The sequence below is a fragment of the Pseudomonas azotoformans genome, assembly GCF_900103345.1.
GTDB lineage: Bacteria > Pseudomonadota > Gammaproteobacteria > Pseudomonadales > Pseudomonadaceae > Aquipseudomonas > Aquipseudomonas azotoformans.
Window position 1 is genome coordinate 4,200,791 of record NZ_LT629702.1, and the last position, 15,924, is coordinate 4,216,714.

The following is a 15,924-nucleotide window of genomic DNA, read 5'->3' on the forward strand; positions in this document are numbered from 1 at the left end:
GCGATGAGCGAGCTGACACAGAAATGGCAAGCGCTGGTAGCCAAACGCGGCATGCCCCTGGCCGATTACCTGCAGGACCTGCTGGACAAGGCGCCCGACCAGTTGAGCATCATCGCCCACCCCCTGGGCCTGCAGGCAATAGCGCCAGACAACCTCATTGAACACTGGCGCTTCGACCTGCTCGCACTGCCCCAGGCGTTGACCCGCAACGTGCTGCCGATGGACTACCAAGGCCAGGCGTATCTGGTACTGGGGGACCCGTTCACCTTGGCCAGCCGGTACTGGCTGCAATCGTCCAGGACCTTGCGCCAGCTGCCCCTGGCCATGAGCCTGCCCGGCGCGGTCAAGGCCCAACTGGCCCTGGCCGAAGCCAGCCAACGGGTGATGCAACCGTTTGGCGAGGACGACGAAAACGCCCGCGTCAGCCAGACCGCCCAGGAAATATCCCTGAGCAGCATCGCCCGCGACGACAACCCGGTGGTGCGGCTGGTCAACTCCATGCTGTTCGACGCCCTGCAAAGCCGTGCCAGCGATATCCATGTGGAAACCACCCCCCAAGGGCTGGTGATCAAGTACCGCATCGACGGTGTGCTGCAGCAGGTGGGCCAGGCGACTGGGCTGGACCAGGCCGAGCAGGCGCTGTCGCGGATCAAGGTCTTGTCGGAACTGGACATCGGCGAACGCCGCGTGCCCCAGGACGGGCGATTCAAGATGAAGATCCAGGGGCGCGAGGTAGATTTTCGCGTATCGATCATGCCCAGCATCCATGGCGAAAATGCGGTACTGCGCATCCTCGACAAGTCCCAGCGGGGCGACTCCCTGAGCCTGGTCAACCTCGGGCTGGCCCCCGACACCATCGCACGCATTCGCGACCTGGCCAGTGAGCCCTACGGGATGCTGGTCGTCACCGGGCCGACGGGCAGCGGCAAATCCACCACCCTGTACGCCGCCCTGTCAGAGCTCAACACCGGGGAGCAGAAAATCATCACGATCGAAGACCCGGTGGAATATGAGTTGGCCGGGGTGACACAAATACCGGTCAACGACAAAAAAGGCCTGACGTTCGCCCGCGGCCTGCGTTCCATTTTGCGCCATGACCCGGACACGATTCTGGTCGGGGAAATCCGCGACGGTGAAACGGCGAGTATTGCCGTACAAGCGGCGTTGACCGGGCACCGCGTGTTCACGTCGCTGCACGCCAACGACCCCTTCAGTGTCCTGGAACGTTTCAGGCACATGGAGGTGGACACCCACAGCGTTGTCGAAGCGCTCAACGGGGTGGTCGCCCAACGCTTGGTGCGGCGTGTCTGCGCGGATTGCGGCGAGGACACCCAGCCCGACCCGCAGATCGCCAGGCTCGCCCACCTGCCCGACACGCAACTCAAGCAGGGCCACTACCGTGTGGGTAAAGGCTGTGAGGCCTGTCGCTATACCGGCTATCGCGGCCGGCTCGCCCTGGCGGAAGTGCTGACCCTGACCGACAGCATCAAGGAAGGCCTGCTCCAGCGCAGCTCGGCGTCCACCCTGCGCGAACTGGCGCGCGAAGCCGGCCACGTGTTCATCCGCGAGATCGCACTGGCCCACGCCGCACAAGGCGACACCACGCTCAAGGAGATCCACCGTGTCATTTCCCTTTATTGAGCATGTGGTGTGGCTGCACAGCAGCGGTGCCGTCTGGGCTGCCCGCCCACGTTGGCGCGGTGCAACTGTGTGGCGTGCCGAGCAAGCGGGCGAGCCATTGAGTGCCTGCGCGGCCTTGCTGGAGCAAGCACCCCGTGGCCGTTTGCGTTTCTTGGACCGCGCCACGGTGCTCCTCGGATTTTCCCACGTGCACTACCTGGTGCTGGCGTGGCAAGACGGCCTGTACAGCCAGGCCGACTGGCAGGGTTTCGCCGAAGCCACGTTCAGCCAACAGGCAGGCCTGGACGCCGAACACTGGCACATCCAGGTCGCCAGCAGCCGGTTCGGCCAGCGACGCCTGGCGGTGGCGACCTCACGGGAATTGCTGCACGACGTGCGCGAGCTGTTCAAGCTGCACCGCTTGCCTCTGGTCAACTGCACGCCCTTGCTGACCTCGGTCGCCCAGCAGTATTGGCAGCGCTTGCCCGACGATTGCGTATTGGCAGTTCCCGAAGCAGACAGCCTGAGTTGCCTCTACCGCCAACACGGCGTGATCGACCAGGTGTGCGTCATCCCCACCCACCCCGACAGCGCCTTGAGGGACAACCTGTTCACCGCAGACCTGCTGGTTGAACAGCATGCCCCCGCTACGGTGGTGGTGGCGGCCAACACCTTGACGGAAAACCGCTTGGGCCCCCTGCATCCATGGCTGGAGGCAAGTCCCCCATGAAAGCCAGACTCGCCGCCACCTGGCAGCACAGGCGCAGGCCCCAGGCGCCCAGGGTTGATTTCCAGCACCCCAACGCTGCTCACCGCCCCCTGGTGGCACTGTTGTGGCTGGTTACTGCGGTGCTCGTGGTCGGCACCTGGCAGCACTGGCAGCGCATGGAGCACCAGCAACAGCAGACCGACGCATTGGAACAGCAATTCATCCAGCTGACCCGCCGCCAGGAACAATTGATCCAGGCGGCCATTCGCCTGTCACCCCGACAAAAACAACAGGTGGCGGCCTTCGCCCGGCAAACGTCCACCCCATTCCCCTTGATGGACGCCGTGGCGCGGGCCTGGTCCGCTGAAATCGCCCTGACACGCGTGGAGGTCAACACCCAGGCCAACGTGCTGCACCTGGATCTGGAAACCCGGCAACTGGGGGATGCCTTTCGCTTTGCCGAACGCCTCCAGGCCCAACCTGGGGTGCACGTGAGCCTGCAACAAAGCGCACTCAAGGCCAACGACCCGCAGCATCCGGTTCAGGTCAAACTCACCGTGAGCGGAGGGTAAGCGCCGATGGACACCCTCACCCGCCACCTGCCACGCCTGCGCTGGCACCTGATGCAATGGCAGCAGCAGCTGGGTTTCTGGGGGCTGTTGGCACTGGGGATGATGGCGGCGGCGTTGCTGATCGAAGGGGCGGTGATTCATCCGGCAAACGTCGCCGACAACCAGCGACGCGCTGAACTGCAAGCCGGTATTGCCGAACAGCCCCAGGACGTTCAAGTGACCGAGCCGGCGGTGGTCGAAAAAATGCCCAGCGCCGAAGACTTCGCGCCACGCCTGGAACACCTGCTGGGCCTGTTCACTCAACGCGGCTTCATCATCGCGCAAACCACCCTGGCCTATTCCGCGCCGGGCGACACCGGGCTGCAACGCCTGGACGTCGAGATCCCCCTCACCGGCCCCTACCAACTGCTGCGCGATACGTTGGCGCAGGTGGCCCGCGAACCGGCGGTGCGCATTGAAAACCTGACTCTGGAGCGCAAGGAAATCACCAGCGGCCTGCTGACCATCAGCCTCAAACTGAGCTTGCTGGGGGTGGAGGAATGAAGCTGCCGCTGTATTTGCGTGCATTGCTGTTGCTGACCCTGATCGGTTGCGCCTGGCTGTTCTGGCAGGACACACCCGAGAGTACCGGGCACACCCCAGCGCCTGCGAGCCCCAGACCGGCCGTCACAGAGCCGCTACCGGTGCCCGCCACAGAGGTGTCGGTCGAGACGGTGGACTTATTCCCCAACCAGACATGGACCCCAACACCGCCGCCGACACCGGTGGACACCTCGCCCCCCAAGGCGCCGCCGCTGCCCTTCACCGTCAGTGCGCAATGGCGCTACGAGCACCAGGCGAAAATCGTCGTGCTCAGCGGCAATGGCCGCCAGTACACCCTGTGCAACCGCTGCTCGGTGCCAGGGCGGATCGTGCCGGGCAAGATGCTCGACGCCCACTACCGCCTGGACAGACTCACCGACACCACCGTGGTGCTGACCTACATGCCGCTCAAACAGGCCAGCACCTTGCGCCTGGACAAACACTGACTCGGGAAGGGCAGGACCATGACCACGCGTACGCTGATTCCCCTGGGCCTGGTGCTACTGCTGACAAGCGGCTGCGAAACCCAGCGGGCGATCAAGGAGAGTGATGAACTGCGCCAGAAAGGCGATATCGTGCGTTCGGTGGAGGTACTGCAAGCCGAAGCCAAGGAAGATCCCGACGATATCCAACTGCGTACCGCCCAGTTCAGCAAGCTGGAACTGCTGGTCGCCCAATACAGCCGCGAAGCCAGCACCGCATTGATGCGCGGTGATGACGCCGCCGCCATCCGCGCCCTGGAAACCATCCTCAAATATGACCCCAGCAACCTGGGCGCACGCCAGGAAATCCAGAGCATCCAGGCCATGAAACACCTGCGCCCGCAACTGGCGCGGGCCTACGAAATGAAGCGCAGCAACCCGGTGGAAGCGCTGAACCTGGTGCGTCAGATCATCGCCCAGAAACCCAATTACCGAGAAGCCCTGGACTTTCGCAACGCGCTGACCCGCGAACTGGTCAGCGCCGACTATTTGAGCGCCAACCTGTCGGATGCCATGCGCAAGCCCTTGAGCCTGGAGTTCAGCTCACAAAGCCTGACGACGATTTTCGAAACCATCGCACGCTTGTCGGGGGTCAACTTTGTCATCGACAAGGACGTCAACCCCAGTGCCTCGGCCAGCATGACCGCCAGCCGCACCACCGCCGAAGATGCACTGAACCTGCTGCTGACGACCCAGGGGCTGGAAAAGAAAATCCTCAACAACAACACCATCCTCGTCTACCCCCGGCGGCCGGACAAAGAGCGCGAATACCGCGAGCTGGCCGTACGCACGTTCTATCTCAGCCATGGCGACGCCAAGGTGGTCGCCGCCGAGATCAAACAGACCCTCAAGCCCAAGGAGGTGCTGGTGGATGAACGGCTGAATGCGGTGATTGTGCGCGATGGGCTGGACACCCTGAGCGCGGTGGAAAAACTGGTGGAAGCCATTGATATCGCGCAGTCGGAGGTGACCATCGACATTCAGGTGCTGGAGGTCAGCCTGGCGGACGAGCTGAACCTGGGTATCCAGTACCCTGAGGGCATCGGCCTGTCGGTAGGTAACCTGAGCAACGTCCCTGCCGGCCTGGTGGGTACCCCCATCAGCGCACTACGCGGGATCAACGGCGATAACATCCTGCTCGATTCCGCCAGCACCTCGGCACGCATCAACATGCTGCAGCGCAGCGGCAACACGGTCACCCTGGCCAACCCCAGGGTCCGGGTGCGCAACCGTGAGGAAGCCGAGGTCAAGATTGGTGACAAGGTTCCCATCGTGACATCCACCACCGCCAACACCATCACCACTGCCTCGGTGTCCTACCAGGACGTGGGGTTGCTGATCACCGTCAAACCCATCATCAGCCTCAGCGAAGAGGTGAACCTGGAACTGAATGTGGAGATGAGCCATATCACCAAGCGCATCCCCGGCACTGACTCCACGCCGCCGATGTTCGAGCTCGGCTCACGCTCCACCAAAACCCTGCTCACCGCACGCAACAACGAAACCCAGGTGGTCTCGGGGTTGATCCGTACGGCTGACATCGACGAAGGCTCGGGTTTGCCGTTGCTCAGCAAAATCCCATGGCTCGGCAACAAACTGTTCGGCACCAACCAGAACACCCAGCAGAAAACCGAGATCATCCTGCTGCTGACGCCCCGGATCGAACGCAACCTGGATCTGCCAATCTCACAGATCAGCACCTTCCACAGTGGCACCGAGGCACGCAGTTCGACCGAGGGCATGATCCTGCGCGATACCACGAGCAACATGGTGCTCAAGTCCACCGGCAGCGGCGACGCGATTCCACCCTTACCACCGCCGATGCAACAACCGGATGCGACCTGGCAACCCTTGCCGCCGCCGTTGACGTTGCCGGAGCTGGTCCCCAAACCCGTTCAGCCCCCCGCGCAGGCAACCCCGCCAACGGGCAGTTAGCGCACCACGCCTTCCTCAACCAGCAATTTGAGAATGGCCAGGGCGCCCTCTTCGGCGCTCAGGCCCTTGAGCACTTGCCCACCGCCACCGCTGGCCTTGGCCGTGGCGGCTTTCATGCGGTCGGCGCCGCTCTTGGCCTTGATCACCTTGAGGCGCTTGGGCCGTGGCTTGGCCGGCTGCAACACCGCCGCGTTGAACAGCTCATCCTCTTCAATCTGAACTTCATGTGCCGCCAACTCCCCGCGCTGCGCCGGGCCGTAGGCGCTTTGCCGTGGCTTGGGCGCAGCGTTATCCACCGTCGCCAGGAACGGCAAGCGCACCTTCAAGCGCCGCCGCTGACCACGGGGCAAGGCTTGTAGCACATGGGCCACGCCACCGTCGATGGACTCCACCTGCGCCAGCCCGACGATCAGCGGCCAGCCCAGTTGCTCGGCCAGCAGGAACGGCAGCATGCCCGAGCCTTCACCGGTTTCGGCCTGGCTGCCGGCGAGTACCACTTGGGCGCCCGCATCGCGCAGGTACTCACTGAGCACCGGCAACGCATCGCTGCCCGCCGGTTGCTCCAGCACATGCAATTGCGGCAGGCCCATGCCCAGGTAGCTGCGCAAGGTCGGTTCGGCGATGTTGCCGGCGTGCAGCACCTGCAACTTATCCCCCGCCATTTGCAGGCCCAGTTCCACGGCACGCGCATCCTGCTCGGCACGGCGCGGGCGCCCGGAGGTAGGGTGGGCGCCGATGGACACCAGGCTGATTACATTTGTGTTCATGGCCATATCCTTAAGCTGCATCGCGCTTGGCGCCGTTACGGTAGGCCTCGACCGCAACGATCAAGGCTTGCAGAATCGCGGCGCTTTCGCCGATCACCGACAGGTCGGCACGCTTGATCATGTCGCAACCCGGGTCGAGGTTGATCGCCACCACCTTGTCGCAGGCACCGATGCCTTGCAGGTGCTGGATCGCCCCGGAAATACCCACGGCCACGTAGACCCGCGCCGTGACCCAGGTGCCGCTGGCGCCGACCTGGCGATCGCGCGCCATGAATCCATCGTCCACCGCCACCCGCGAGGCGCCTTCGGTGGCGCCCAGGGCGGCGGCGGTCTGGTGGAACAGCGCCCAGTCCTTCACGCCGTTGCCGCCGGAGAAAATGAACTCCGCCTCGGCCATCGGAATCGCCGCCGGGTCCACCGCCACCGCGCCAAGGTCTTCGATGCGTGGCAGGCTGCGCGCCAGAGCTGTGGATAACTCCACGGGCAACACTTCGTGACGGGTCTCACTGACCGGGTCGGCACATTCGGCAGCCGCCAGGATCAGGCGCGGCAGTGGCCGGGCCAAGTCCTCCTGGCCGGCACCGGCGCGGCCGATGCACTCGTCGCCCTTGATCTGCCACACCCGCGTGGCCGGGCGCTCCTTGAGGCTGGCGGCAAAACGCCGACCCAACTCGCCACCGCCGCTGCGGCTGTCCGGCAGCAGCCAGTGCCGCGGGTTGAACTGGTTATCCACAGCCCTCAGGCCCTGGACGCGTTGCTCCGGTGAATAACCGTCGAATGCGTGGCCTTCCAGCACCAGCAAACGGTCGACGCCAGCGGTGGCGAACGCACTTTCCTTGTGCTCACCGAACACCACCGCCAGCACCGCGCCGTCGCTGCCGGCCAGTTGCCGGGCCAGGCCGAGCAGGTCGCGGTCGTGACTGCTCAGGCGGCCGCCGACCATGTCCGGCACCACGTTGATGTAGAACGCGGGGGCTGCAATCTGATGCAGCGGCAATTGCACTTCCACCGCGGCCGTACGCTTGGCCGCGCCGCCCTGCTGGGCGCCGCTGCGGTCGATACGCTTGATGCCGTTGGGGCCGATAAAACCGACGCCGTGCACGTTCTTGCGGATGACGCCGTTGGGCCCCATCCAGCTGTGCTGCACCGGTTGCATTGCCGCATGCAGCGGATGCAGGCGGTTGCGGGCGATCCATTCGGCCCGTGGGTCGCGGCGGATAATGTCGCTCATCAGTGCACCTCCGCAGGTTCACGCTTGAGTGGGGCTTTGGCCGGTGCAGCGTCTTCCAGCAATGCGTCGGCCACCAGCTCGGCGATGTCCTTGATCAGTGGGCGCGGCTCGACCACGCCCTCCAGCATCGCGGTGCATTGCGGGCAACCCACGGCCACCAGTTCGGCCCCGGTTTCGCGGATGTCCTCCATGCGCATATCGGGGATACGTTGCTTGCCGGGAATGTCAGTGATCGGCGCCCCGCCACCACCACCGCAGCAGCGTGAACGGAAGCCCGAGCGTTGCATCTCCTTGACCTCGATACCCAGCGCACGCAGCACTTGGCGCGGCGCCTCGTATTCGCCGTTGTAGCGGCCGAGATAACAAGGGTCGTGATAGGTCACGCTGTTACCTTTGTGCTGCCCCAGGTTCAACGCGCCCTCACCGATCAACTCCGCCATGAAGGTGCTGTGGTGCTGCACCAGGTAGTTGCCGTTGAAGGCGCCGTACTCGTTTTTCAGCACATGGAAGCTGTGCGGGTCGCAGGTGACGATGCGCTTGAAGCTGTACTTGGCCAGGGTCTGGATATTGCGCGAGGCCAGCAGTTGGAAGGTCGCTTCATCGCCCAGGCGCCGGGCGACGTCGCCGCTGTCGCGCTCCTCCAGGCCGAGCACAGCGAAGTCGACCTTGGCCGCTTTCAGCACTTTGACGAAGGCGCGCAAGGTGCGTTGGTTGCGCATGTCGAACGCGCCATCACCGACCCAGAACAGCACCTCGGCACTGCCTTTTTCGCTGAGCAAAGGCAGGTTCAAATCCGCCGCCCAGTTCAGGCGACCACCCGGCGCGAAGCCGCCAGGGTTGTCGGTGGCGATCAGGTTTTCCAGGACTTCGGCGCCCTTGTTCGGCGTGGCGCCCTTTTCCAGGGTGAGGTGGCGACGCATGTCGACGATCGCGTCTACGTGTTCGATCATCATCGGGCACTCCTCCACGCAGGCGCGGCAGGTGGTGCACGACCACAGGGTCTCGGCGTCCACCAGGCCGTTGACGATCGGCTGGTGCGGGTTGCCGCTGTGTTCGCCCACGGGTTTGCCCGGATACGGGCTGCCGGCGAACTTGGCATCGGTGCCGCCGGCCAGGCCGACCACCATGTCCTGGATCAGCTTTTTCGGGTTCAGCGGCTGGCCGGCGGCGAACGCCGGGCACGCGGCTTCGCACTTGCCGCATTGCACGCAGGCATCGAAACCGAGCAGTTGGTTCCAGGTGAAATCCTTGGGCTTTTCCACACCCAGCGGCGCGGTTTTGTCGCTGAGGTCCAGGGGTTTCAAACCGGTGGAACGGCCACCGCCAAAACGTTCGGCGCGGCGGTGCCAGGCCAGGTGCAGGGCACCGGCGAAGGCGTGTTTCATCGGGCCGCCCCAGGTCATGCCGAAGAACATTTCGGACACACCCCACAACACACCCACGCCGAGCAACGCAGCGAGCAGCCAGCCGCCGAAGTCCGCCGGCAGGATCCCGGCCACCGGCAGCGTCACCAGAAAGAAACTCACCGAGAACGCCATCAGGCTTTTCGGCAGGCGCATCCACGGGCCTTTCGACAGGCGCGACGGCGGGTTGCGCCGACGCAGATAGACGAAGGTGGCACCAACAAACATCAGCACCGAGGCCAGCAGCAAGGCGTAGCCGAGGATACGGTTGTGCAGGCCGAAACCGTGGACCAGGATCGCCAGCAAGGCCGACAGCACAAAGCCCAGCGCGGTGGCGACGTGGGTATTGGCGATGTACTTGTCACGGGCGACCACGTGGTGCAGGTCGACCATGTAGCGCTTGGGCATGGCCAGCAGGCCGCCCAGCAGGTCGACCTTGGACGCGCGGCCACGGCGCCACATGTTCACCCGGCGCAGGGCGCCGAGGACGGCTAGGCCCAGGGCGGTAAACAAGAGAATAGGCAGCAAGGTGTTCAACATGGTGAAGCTCCCACAGACCGCACAGGTCTACTGTGAAACCGGCCTTAATGTGGGAGGGGGCTTGCCCCCGATGGCAGTGGGTCAGCTACAGCTGTATCAACTGACACCAAGCCATCGGGGGCAAGCCCCCTCCCACATTTGACCGCGTTCACCTCATCAAAAGTCTTTGCAGAGGCGCAGGGCGTCGTAGATCGCAGCGTGGGTATTACGCTGCGCCACACAGTCACCGATGCGGAACAGCAAGTACCCATCGCCCGATTCGCTCAGGCACGGCTGCGGCTTGATCGCGAACAAGGCTTCGACGTCGATCTGGCCCTTGTTGCGCGAGCCTTCCTTGAGCGCGTAGTAGATGGCTTCGTCCGGACGCACGCCGTTCTCTACCACCACCTGATCGACCACCCGCTCCTCTTTGGCGCCGGTGTATTCGTTCTCCAGCACCGCCACCAGCTTGTCGCCCTCGCGGTAGACCTTTTCCAGCATCATGTCGCCGGTCATGATCACTTCCTTGGGGTACATGCTGCGGTAGTAGGTCGGGAACGACGTACCGCCGATGGCCACGCCCGGCTTGATGTCGTCGGTGACGATCTCGACCTGGCTGCCTTTGTCCGCCAGGAAATCCGCCACCGACATACCGGTGAATTCGCAGATGGTGTCGTACACCAGCACGTTTTTGCCGGGTGCCACCTTGCCGTCGAGCACGTCCCAGCTGCTCACCACCAAGCCTTCAGCGGCGCCCCAGTGTTCGTTCTGCTCCACATTCGGGTGCCCGCCCACCGCCAGCACCACCACATCGGGACGCAGGTCCAGGATGGTGTCGGCATCCGCCGCCACGCCCAGGCGCAGGTCGACTTTCAGGCGTGCCAGTTCCAACTGGAACCAGCGCGTAATGCCGGCGATCTGGTCGCGCTGTGGCGCTTTCGAAGCGGTGGTGATCTGCCCACCGATAAATTCTTTCTTCTCCAGCAGGGTCACGTCGTGGCCACGCTCGGCGGCCACCCGTGCCGCTTCCATCCCGGCCGGGCCGGCACCCACCACCACCACTTTGCGTTTCGGCCCGGTGGACTTCTCGATGATATGCGGCACGCCCATGTATTCACGGGAGGTCGCGGCGTTCTGGATGCACAGTACGTCCAGGCCCTGGTACTGGCGGTCGATGCAGTAGTTGGCGCCGACGCACTGCTTGATCTGGTCGATCTGGCCCATCTTGATCTTGGCGATCAGGTGCGGGTCAGCGATGTGGGCGCGGGTCATGCCGACCATGTCCACATAACCGCCTTCCAGGATGCGCGTGGCCTGGTTCGGGTCCTTGATGTTCTGCGCGTGCAGCACCGGCACCTTGACCACTTCCTTGATACCGGCGGCCAGGTGCAAAAACGGCTCCGGTGGATAACTCATGTTCGGGATCACGTTGGCCAGGGTGTTGTGGGTATCGCAACCCGAACCCACCACGCCGATGAAATCGAGCATGCCGGTGTCGTCGTAATACTTGGCGATCTGCTTCATGTCCTCGTGGGACAAACCGTCCGGGTGGAACTCGTCACCGCACAGGCGCATGCCCACGCAGAAGTCATCACCGACCTCGGCACGCACGGCCTTCAGCACTTCCAGGCCGAACTTCATGCGGCCTTCGAAAGTGCCGCCCCATTCATCGGTACGCTTGTTGACCCGCGGGCTCCAGAACTGGTCGATCATGTGCTGGTGCACGGCGGACAGTTCCACCCCGTCCAGGCCACCGGCCTTGGCACGGCGTGCGGCCTGGGCGTAGTTGCCGATCACGCGCCAGATTTCTTCCGGCTCGATGGTCTTGCAGGTGGCGCGGTGCACCGGCTCACGCACGCCGGACGGCGACATCAGCGTCGGCCAGTTGAAACCGTCCCAACGCGAGCGACGGCCCATGTGGGTAATCTGGATCATGATCTTGGCGCCATGCTTGTGCATGGCGTCGGCCAGGTTCTGGAAGTGCGGGATGATGCGGTCGGTGGACAGGTTCACCGAACTCCACCATTCCTGCGGGCTGTCGATGGCCACCACCGAGGAACCGCCGCAGATTGCCAGGCCGATACCGCCCTTGGCTTTCTCTTCGTAGTACTTCACATAGCGGTCAGTGGTCATCCCGCCGTCGGTGGCATACACCTCGGCGTGGGCGGTACTGAGCACGCGGTTGCGGATGGTCAGTTTGCCGATCTGGATCGGCTGGAACATTGCTTCGAAAGCCATGGCACGGTCCTCGGCTTACAACGGCTTGACGGTGAACAGGCCATCATCGTGGCCCTCTTCGGAGCCTCCGTAGACTTGTTCGGCGACAGTGCGGATCTTGCTGCCACGGGCCTCAAGAATCTGGTCCATCGCGCCGGCAAACCAGCCAGTGAACATGTAGTCGACCTTGCGCCCGACCTTGCCGTACACGTAGACAAATGCCGAGTGTTCAAGCTTGACGCTGGCGGTGCCTTTGTCGAGGTCGATGTCCTGGATCTTGAACAGGCCCCAGCCGCGTTGTGACAGGCGCTTCATGTAGTGTTCGAACACCGCAACGCCTTCCAGGCCGTGGCATTCGGCTTCTTTTTCACACCAGTGCCAGGCGGACTTGTAGCCGGCCTTGTAGAGGATCTCGGCGTAGGCCTCGGCGCCCAGTACTTCTTCGATGCCCATGTGGTTGTTGACGAAGAAATGGCGCGGCACGTACAGCATCGGCAGGGCGTCGGAGGTCCAGACACCGGTTTCGCTGTCGACTTCGATAGGCAATTGCGGGGCGATCTTGGCCATGGAAACTTAACTCCAGAAAATTCTTGTGTAGTGCCCCCGACGCGAACGGCCGGGGGAAAAATGCGGTGGCTTATTCGCCCCAGACGTCCTTGAGGACATTGACCCAGTTCTCGCCCATGATCTTGCGCACCACACGCTCAGGGTGGCCGCGCTTGAGCAGGGTCTCGGTGAGGTTGGGGAACTCGCCCACGGTGCGGATGCCCAGCGGGTTGATGATCTTGCCGAAGCTGGTCAGGCGGCGCGCATAGCCCTTGTCATGGGTCAGCATTTCGAAGAAATCCTGGCCATGGCCCTGGGTGAAGTCGGTGCCGATGCCGATGGCGTCTTCGCCGACGATATTCATGGTGTATTCGATGGCTTCGGCGTAATCGTCGATGGTCGAATCGATGCCCTTGGCCAGGAACGGCGCGAACATGGTCACACCGACAAAACCACCGTGGTCGGCGATGAACTTCAGCTCTTCATCGGACTTGTTGCGCGGGTGTTCTTTAAGGCCGGACGGCAGGCAGTGGGAGTAGCACACTGGCTTTTTCGATTCGAGGATGACTTCTTCGGACGTCTTGGAGCCCACGTGGGACAGGTCGCACATGATGCCGACGCGGTTCATCTCGGCGACGATCTCACGCCCGAAGCCCGACAGGCCGCCATCACGCTCGTAGCAACCGGTGCCGACCAGGTTCTGGGTGTTGTAGCACATCTGCACCACGCCGACGCCGAGCTGCTTGAAGATCTCGACGTAGCCCAACTGGTCTTCAAACGCATGGGCGTTCTGGAAGCCGAAGATGATGCCGGTCTTGCCCTGTTCCTTGGCTTTACGGATGTCCGCGGTGGTCTTCACCGGAATCACCAGATCGCTGTTCTCACGGATCAGGGTCTGGCTGGCCACGATATTGTTGATGGTGGCCTGGAACCCTTCCCACACCGACACTGTGCAGTTGGCGGCGGTGAGGCCCCCTTTGCGCATGTCCTCGAACAGGTCGCGGTTCCACTTGGCAATAATCAGCCCGTCGATAACGATGCTGTCGGCGTGCAATTCGGCTGGGCTCATCAGGCGTCCCCTTATTGGCGATTCATGCGCCGAATCGTCTGCCGGCGCTTTGGGGCCAGCATATGCCCAGGGGCCGACAGAGCCGGGTGCAAAAACGACAGGGGAATTGCCGAAAGCGTCAATCCGCGACAAAGGCTGTTAAGAGAGGTCTGACTGGCGGCTGTTCTTTGTCTTACGCTTGAGCCAGAATTCGGGCATTACCTGATATGAGACGGCGCAATGAAATCGATTTTCCTGGCTTTGGCACTCATCGCAACCGGCGTCCACGCGGCTGAAGACACCGACAGCACGCCGTGCGACGGCATCGAAAACGACAAGCAAACCCTGGAATGCGCCACCTATAACAAAACCACCGCTGAACAACTGCTCAAAGACAACTATCAAGGCCTGCTCGAACGCATGGCGTCGACCTACGGCAGCGACAAGACCAAGCTGGCGGACATTACCGCTCGTCTGAAGGATGCACAGCAGAAGTGGGAAAAATTGCGTGACGCCGATTGCGCCGTGGACACCTTCCCGGCGGTGACCGGCACCAAGGCCTATGCGATTGCACAGAATGACTGCCTGGCGCGGATGAGTGATGAGCGGTCGGAGTTTTTGGAGTCGATTGGGCAAGAGTGACGGTTAAAAGGCCTTCCATATTGAGTTGAAGGCCATTTGCAGATGATCACGCTGAGTCTTGTCGATATTGAGGTCCGCGCAATGCTGGCCCCACTGCGATAAGGCCTCCATCGTCTGCTCGATGTAAAGATCGGGCTCGAGAAAGCTGAAGGGCGCGCAGACTTTCTTGATCGCCTGGCGTGATGGCTGGCCTGCACCTGCAAAAGCACAGGTGTGCTCATTCCCACGACCGCTGGTAGTGGCAAACGTCAGGTCATAGGCTGGCGCCATCTGCCAGCCAGCCGAAGAGCCGAAGAACGAAAAGTTTTTGGCGTGATCGTCACGATTGTGAGCCAACGCATTGAAGACCATCAGCCGAGCCATTTTCTGCACATCGCCAGCGTTTTTGGTGATGGCGAAGGTCAGGCGCAACAGGTCGCCGTAGTCAAGGCTGGGCATGCGGAAATCGGCATACAGGATCGCCGCGCTGGTCAGCATATGACGCTTTGCGTGGCGAGTGCGGTCAAAGCGTCGGGTGCTGAAGCAACGCTCTACGCCGCTATCCGTCTGCACCTCGAGCAGGCTTGAATCCGCAACCTCGACCCCCGCGTTACGCGCGACCGTGGCGTAGACTTGTTCAATAGCGCCACTGTCGCGATGCTCGTCCTGGCTGCGGAACTTGATCAACCAGTGTTCATAGCCTTCAGGCATATCACCAAATGAAGAGATGGCCTGCGTCTTGTCGGCCGAAAGCCCAATCACCGCTTTTGGCCGCGCACCACCGGGAGAGCCGCCCGCCAGGCGCAATGACTCGATCACCTCATGCGTTTCCCCAGACAACACGTTTTGCGAAGCCTGGTAAAGGGACGCCAGGTCCAGCTCGCCTTGCTCTGGATCCTTCTCGAACATCGGCCTGTACTCCAGCGCCCCCATGCCCCGATTGCCCATATAGGCCAGCCGGTCCAATGGGCGGATTGCACGCCGTTCAATCCCCAGTTCCATGCGAAAAAACCGGTCCATCAGCAACAGCCCCCAGCCATCGGGCAACGAATCGCTGAACGCTCCCGGCAGGCCACCGAACAGCATCGGGTCGGCTGCCAACTGAGGCGTAGCAGAGAAGTCCATGTACAGCGGCGCCAAGTTGAAGCCGCTCGCCAGCCAACTCGGATCATACGAAAAATAAATCCCCCTGCCGGGCGCATCCACCAGCTCACCGACGTGTGAACCTTGCAACATGACGTGCAGTGCCGAGACTGTTTTCATCGACGTCCTCGAAGCCTGGTTTGACCTTTCAATTCCTGAAGACTGATCGGCGGCGGCGCACTGAACAGATTCGCCATTTGCGCCCCGAGCCCCAGGCTCATCGCGATCAGCAGCAAGGCATCAAGGGAAATCTTGCCGGTCGTTTCAAAGCGCTTGAGCGTGGACTCGGCCACCCCCGACTGGGCTGCCAGGGCTCGGCGAGAAAGGTTCTTGCTCAGCCGCAGCGCCTTGGCATTCCCTGCGATCTGCAAAGCAATCTCGCCGGGGGCGTAGAGAATATGAGTAAGAGCCATAGTTCGACCTCAAGTGAGTGTTAGCAAGTGTAGCAGGCGTTGAATAAACATATTAAATAATGGACAACAGGTTAGCCAATAATCGGTATTATCTCCAATAAGAGACAATATAATAT

The 15,924-nt window shown here is 62.6% G+C and carries 15 protein-coding genes; 7 read left to right on the top strand and 8 right to left on the bottom strand.

The genetic code is table 11. The features are described from left to right. Nucleotides 1-3: 3 nt before the first annotated feature. Genes BLR69_RS19085 through BLR69_RS19110 form a run of 6 tightly spaced genes read left to right on the top strand, consistent with a single transcriptional unit; the run spans nucleotide 4 to nucleotide 5,900 of the window. Nucleotides 4-1,641, top strand: coding sequence for a GspE/PulE family protein (locus tag BLR69_RS19085; RefSeq protein ID WP_071494392.1), 1,638 nt, complete (start codon nucleotides 4-6; stop codon nucleotides 1,639-1,641). Then, nucleotides 1,622-2,350 (top strand): hypothetical protein, encoded by a 729-nt coding sequence (locus tag BLR69_RS19090; RefSeq protein ID WP_232000925.1) that lies wholly within the window; start codon nucleotides 1,622-1,624, stop codon nucleotides 2,348-2,350. Before BLR69_RS19085 ends, BLR69_RS19090 begins: the two co-directional genes overlap by 20 nt. Then, nucleotides 2,347-2,901, top strand: a complete 555-nt coding sequence (locus BLR69_RS19095) for a hypothetical protein (protein WP_071494394.1) — start codon at nucleotides 2,347-2,349, stop codon at nucleotides 2,899-2,901. Before BLR69_RS19090 ends, BLR69_RS19095 begins: the two co-directional genes overlap by 4 nt. Before the next feature lie 6 nt (nucleotides 2,902-2,907). Further along, nucleotides 2,908-3,444, top strand: coding sequence for a hypothetical protein (locus BLR69_RS19100; protein ID WP_071494395.1), 537 nt, complete (start codon nucleotides 2,908-2,910; stop codon nucleotides 3,442-3,444). Then, nucleotides 3,441-3,929 carry a hypothetical protein gene (locus tag BLR69_RS19105; RefSeq protein ID WP_071494396.1) on the top strand — a complete coding sequence of 163 codons (489 nt, stop codon included), beginning with the start codon at nucleotides 3,441-3,443 and terminating at the stop codon, nucleotides 3,927-3,929. The genes BLR69_RS19100 and BLR69_RS19105 overlap by 4 nt, the downstream gene beginning before the upstream one ends. Nucleotides 3,930-3,947: 18 nt before the next feature. Next, nucleotides 3,948-5,900, top strand: a complete 1,953-nt coding sequence (locus BLR69_RS19110) for a secretin N-terminal domain-containing protein (RefSeq protein ID WP_071494397.1) — start codon at nucleotides 3,948-3,950, stop codon at nucleotides 5,898-5,900. On the opposite strand, the gene etfB is transcribed toward BLR69_RS19110, so the two are convergent. From etfB to BLR69_RS19140, 6 genes are all read right to left on the bottom strand, one after another. Beyond that, on the bottom strand, nucleotides 5,897-6,667 hold the full coding sequence (gene etfB, locus BLR69_RS19115) for an electron transfer flavoprotein subunit beta (protein WP_071494398.1): 771 nt from the start codon (nucleotides 6,665-6,667) through the stop codon (nucleotides 5,897-5,899). The two genes, BLR69_RS19110 and etfB, sit on opposite strands and share 4 nt — an antisense overlap. Nucleotides 6,668-6,677: 10 nt before the next feature. After that, nucleotides 6,678-7,898, bottom strand: coding sequence for an electron transfer flavoprotein subunit alpha (gene etfA, locus BLR69_RS19120; RefSeq protein ID WP_071494399.1), 1,221 nt, complete (start codon nucleotides 7,896-7,898; stop codon nucleotides 6,678-6,680). Then, entirely contained in the window at nucleotides 7,898-9,841 is a 1,944-nt protein-coding gene (gene dgcB / locus BLR69_RS19125) for a dimethylglycine demethylation protein DgcB (RefSeq protein WP_071494400.1), read from the bottom strand. The genes etfA and dgcB overlap by 1 nt, the downstream gene beginning before the upstream one ends. Before the next feature lie 156 nt (nucleotides 9,842-9,997). Continuing rightward, nucleotides 9,998-12,058, bottom strand: a complete 2,061-nt coding sequence (gene dgcA / locus BLR69_RS19130; protein ID WP_071494401.1) for a dimethylglycine demethylation protein DgcA — start codon at nucleotides 12,056-12,058, stop codon at nucleotides 9,998-10,000. Nucleotides 12,059-12,073: 15 nt separating this feature from the next. Next, nucleotides 12,074-12,604 carry a DUF5943 domain-containing protein gene (locus tag BLR69_RS19135; RefSeq protein ID WP_008083165.1) on the bottom strand — a complete coding sequence of 177 codons (531 nt, stop codon included), beginning with the start codon at nucleotides 12,602-12,604 and terminating at the stop codon, nucleotides 12,074-12,076. Between the two features lie 70 nt (nucleotides 12,605-12,674). Next, nucleotides 12,675-13,652: a dipeptidase gene (locus BLR69_RS19140; protein WP_010207105.1), complete on the bottom strand. Its 978-nt coding sequence runs from the start codon at nucleotides 13,650-13,652 to the stop codon at nucleotides 12,675-12,677. Between the two features lie 219 nt (nucleotides 13,653-13,871). On the opposite strand from BLR69_RS19140, the gene BLR69_RS19145 reads away from it, so the two are divergent. Further along, entirely contained in the window at nucleotides 13,872-14,273 is a 402-nt protein-coding gene (locus BLR69_RS19145; RefSeq protein WP_071494402.1) for a lysozyme inhibitor LprI family protein, read from the top strand. 3 nt (nucleotides 14,274-14,276) lie between these two features. Here the strand turns inward: BLR69_RS19145 and BLR69_RS19150 are convergent, their stop codons facing one another. Together BLR69_RS19150 and BLR69_RS19155 are read right to left on the bottom strand one after the other, a co-directional pair. Next, nucleotides 14,277-15,515, bottom strand: coding sequence for a type II toxin-antitoxin system HipA family toxin (locus BLR69_RS19150; RefSeq protein ID WP_071494403.1), 1,239 nt, complete (start codon nucleotides 15,513-15,515; stop codon nucleotides 14,277-14,279). Continuing rightward, nucleotides 15,512-15,808 carry a helix-turn-helix domain-containing protein gene (locus tag BLR69_RS19155; RefSeq protein WP_071494404.1) on the bottom strand — a complete coding sequence of 99 codons (297 nt, stop codon included), beginning with the start codon at nucleotides 15,806-15,808 and terminating at the stop codon, nucleotides 15,512-15,514. The genes BLR69_RS19150 and BLR69_RS19155 overlap by 4 nt, the downstream gene beginning before the upstream one ends. Nucleotides 15,809-15,924: the final 116 nt, after the last annotated feature.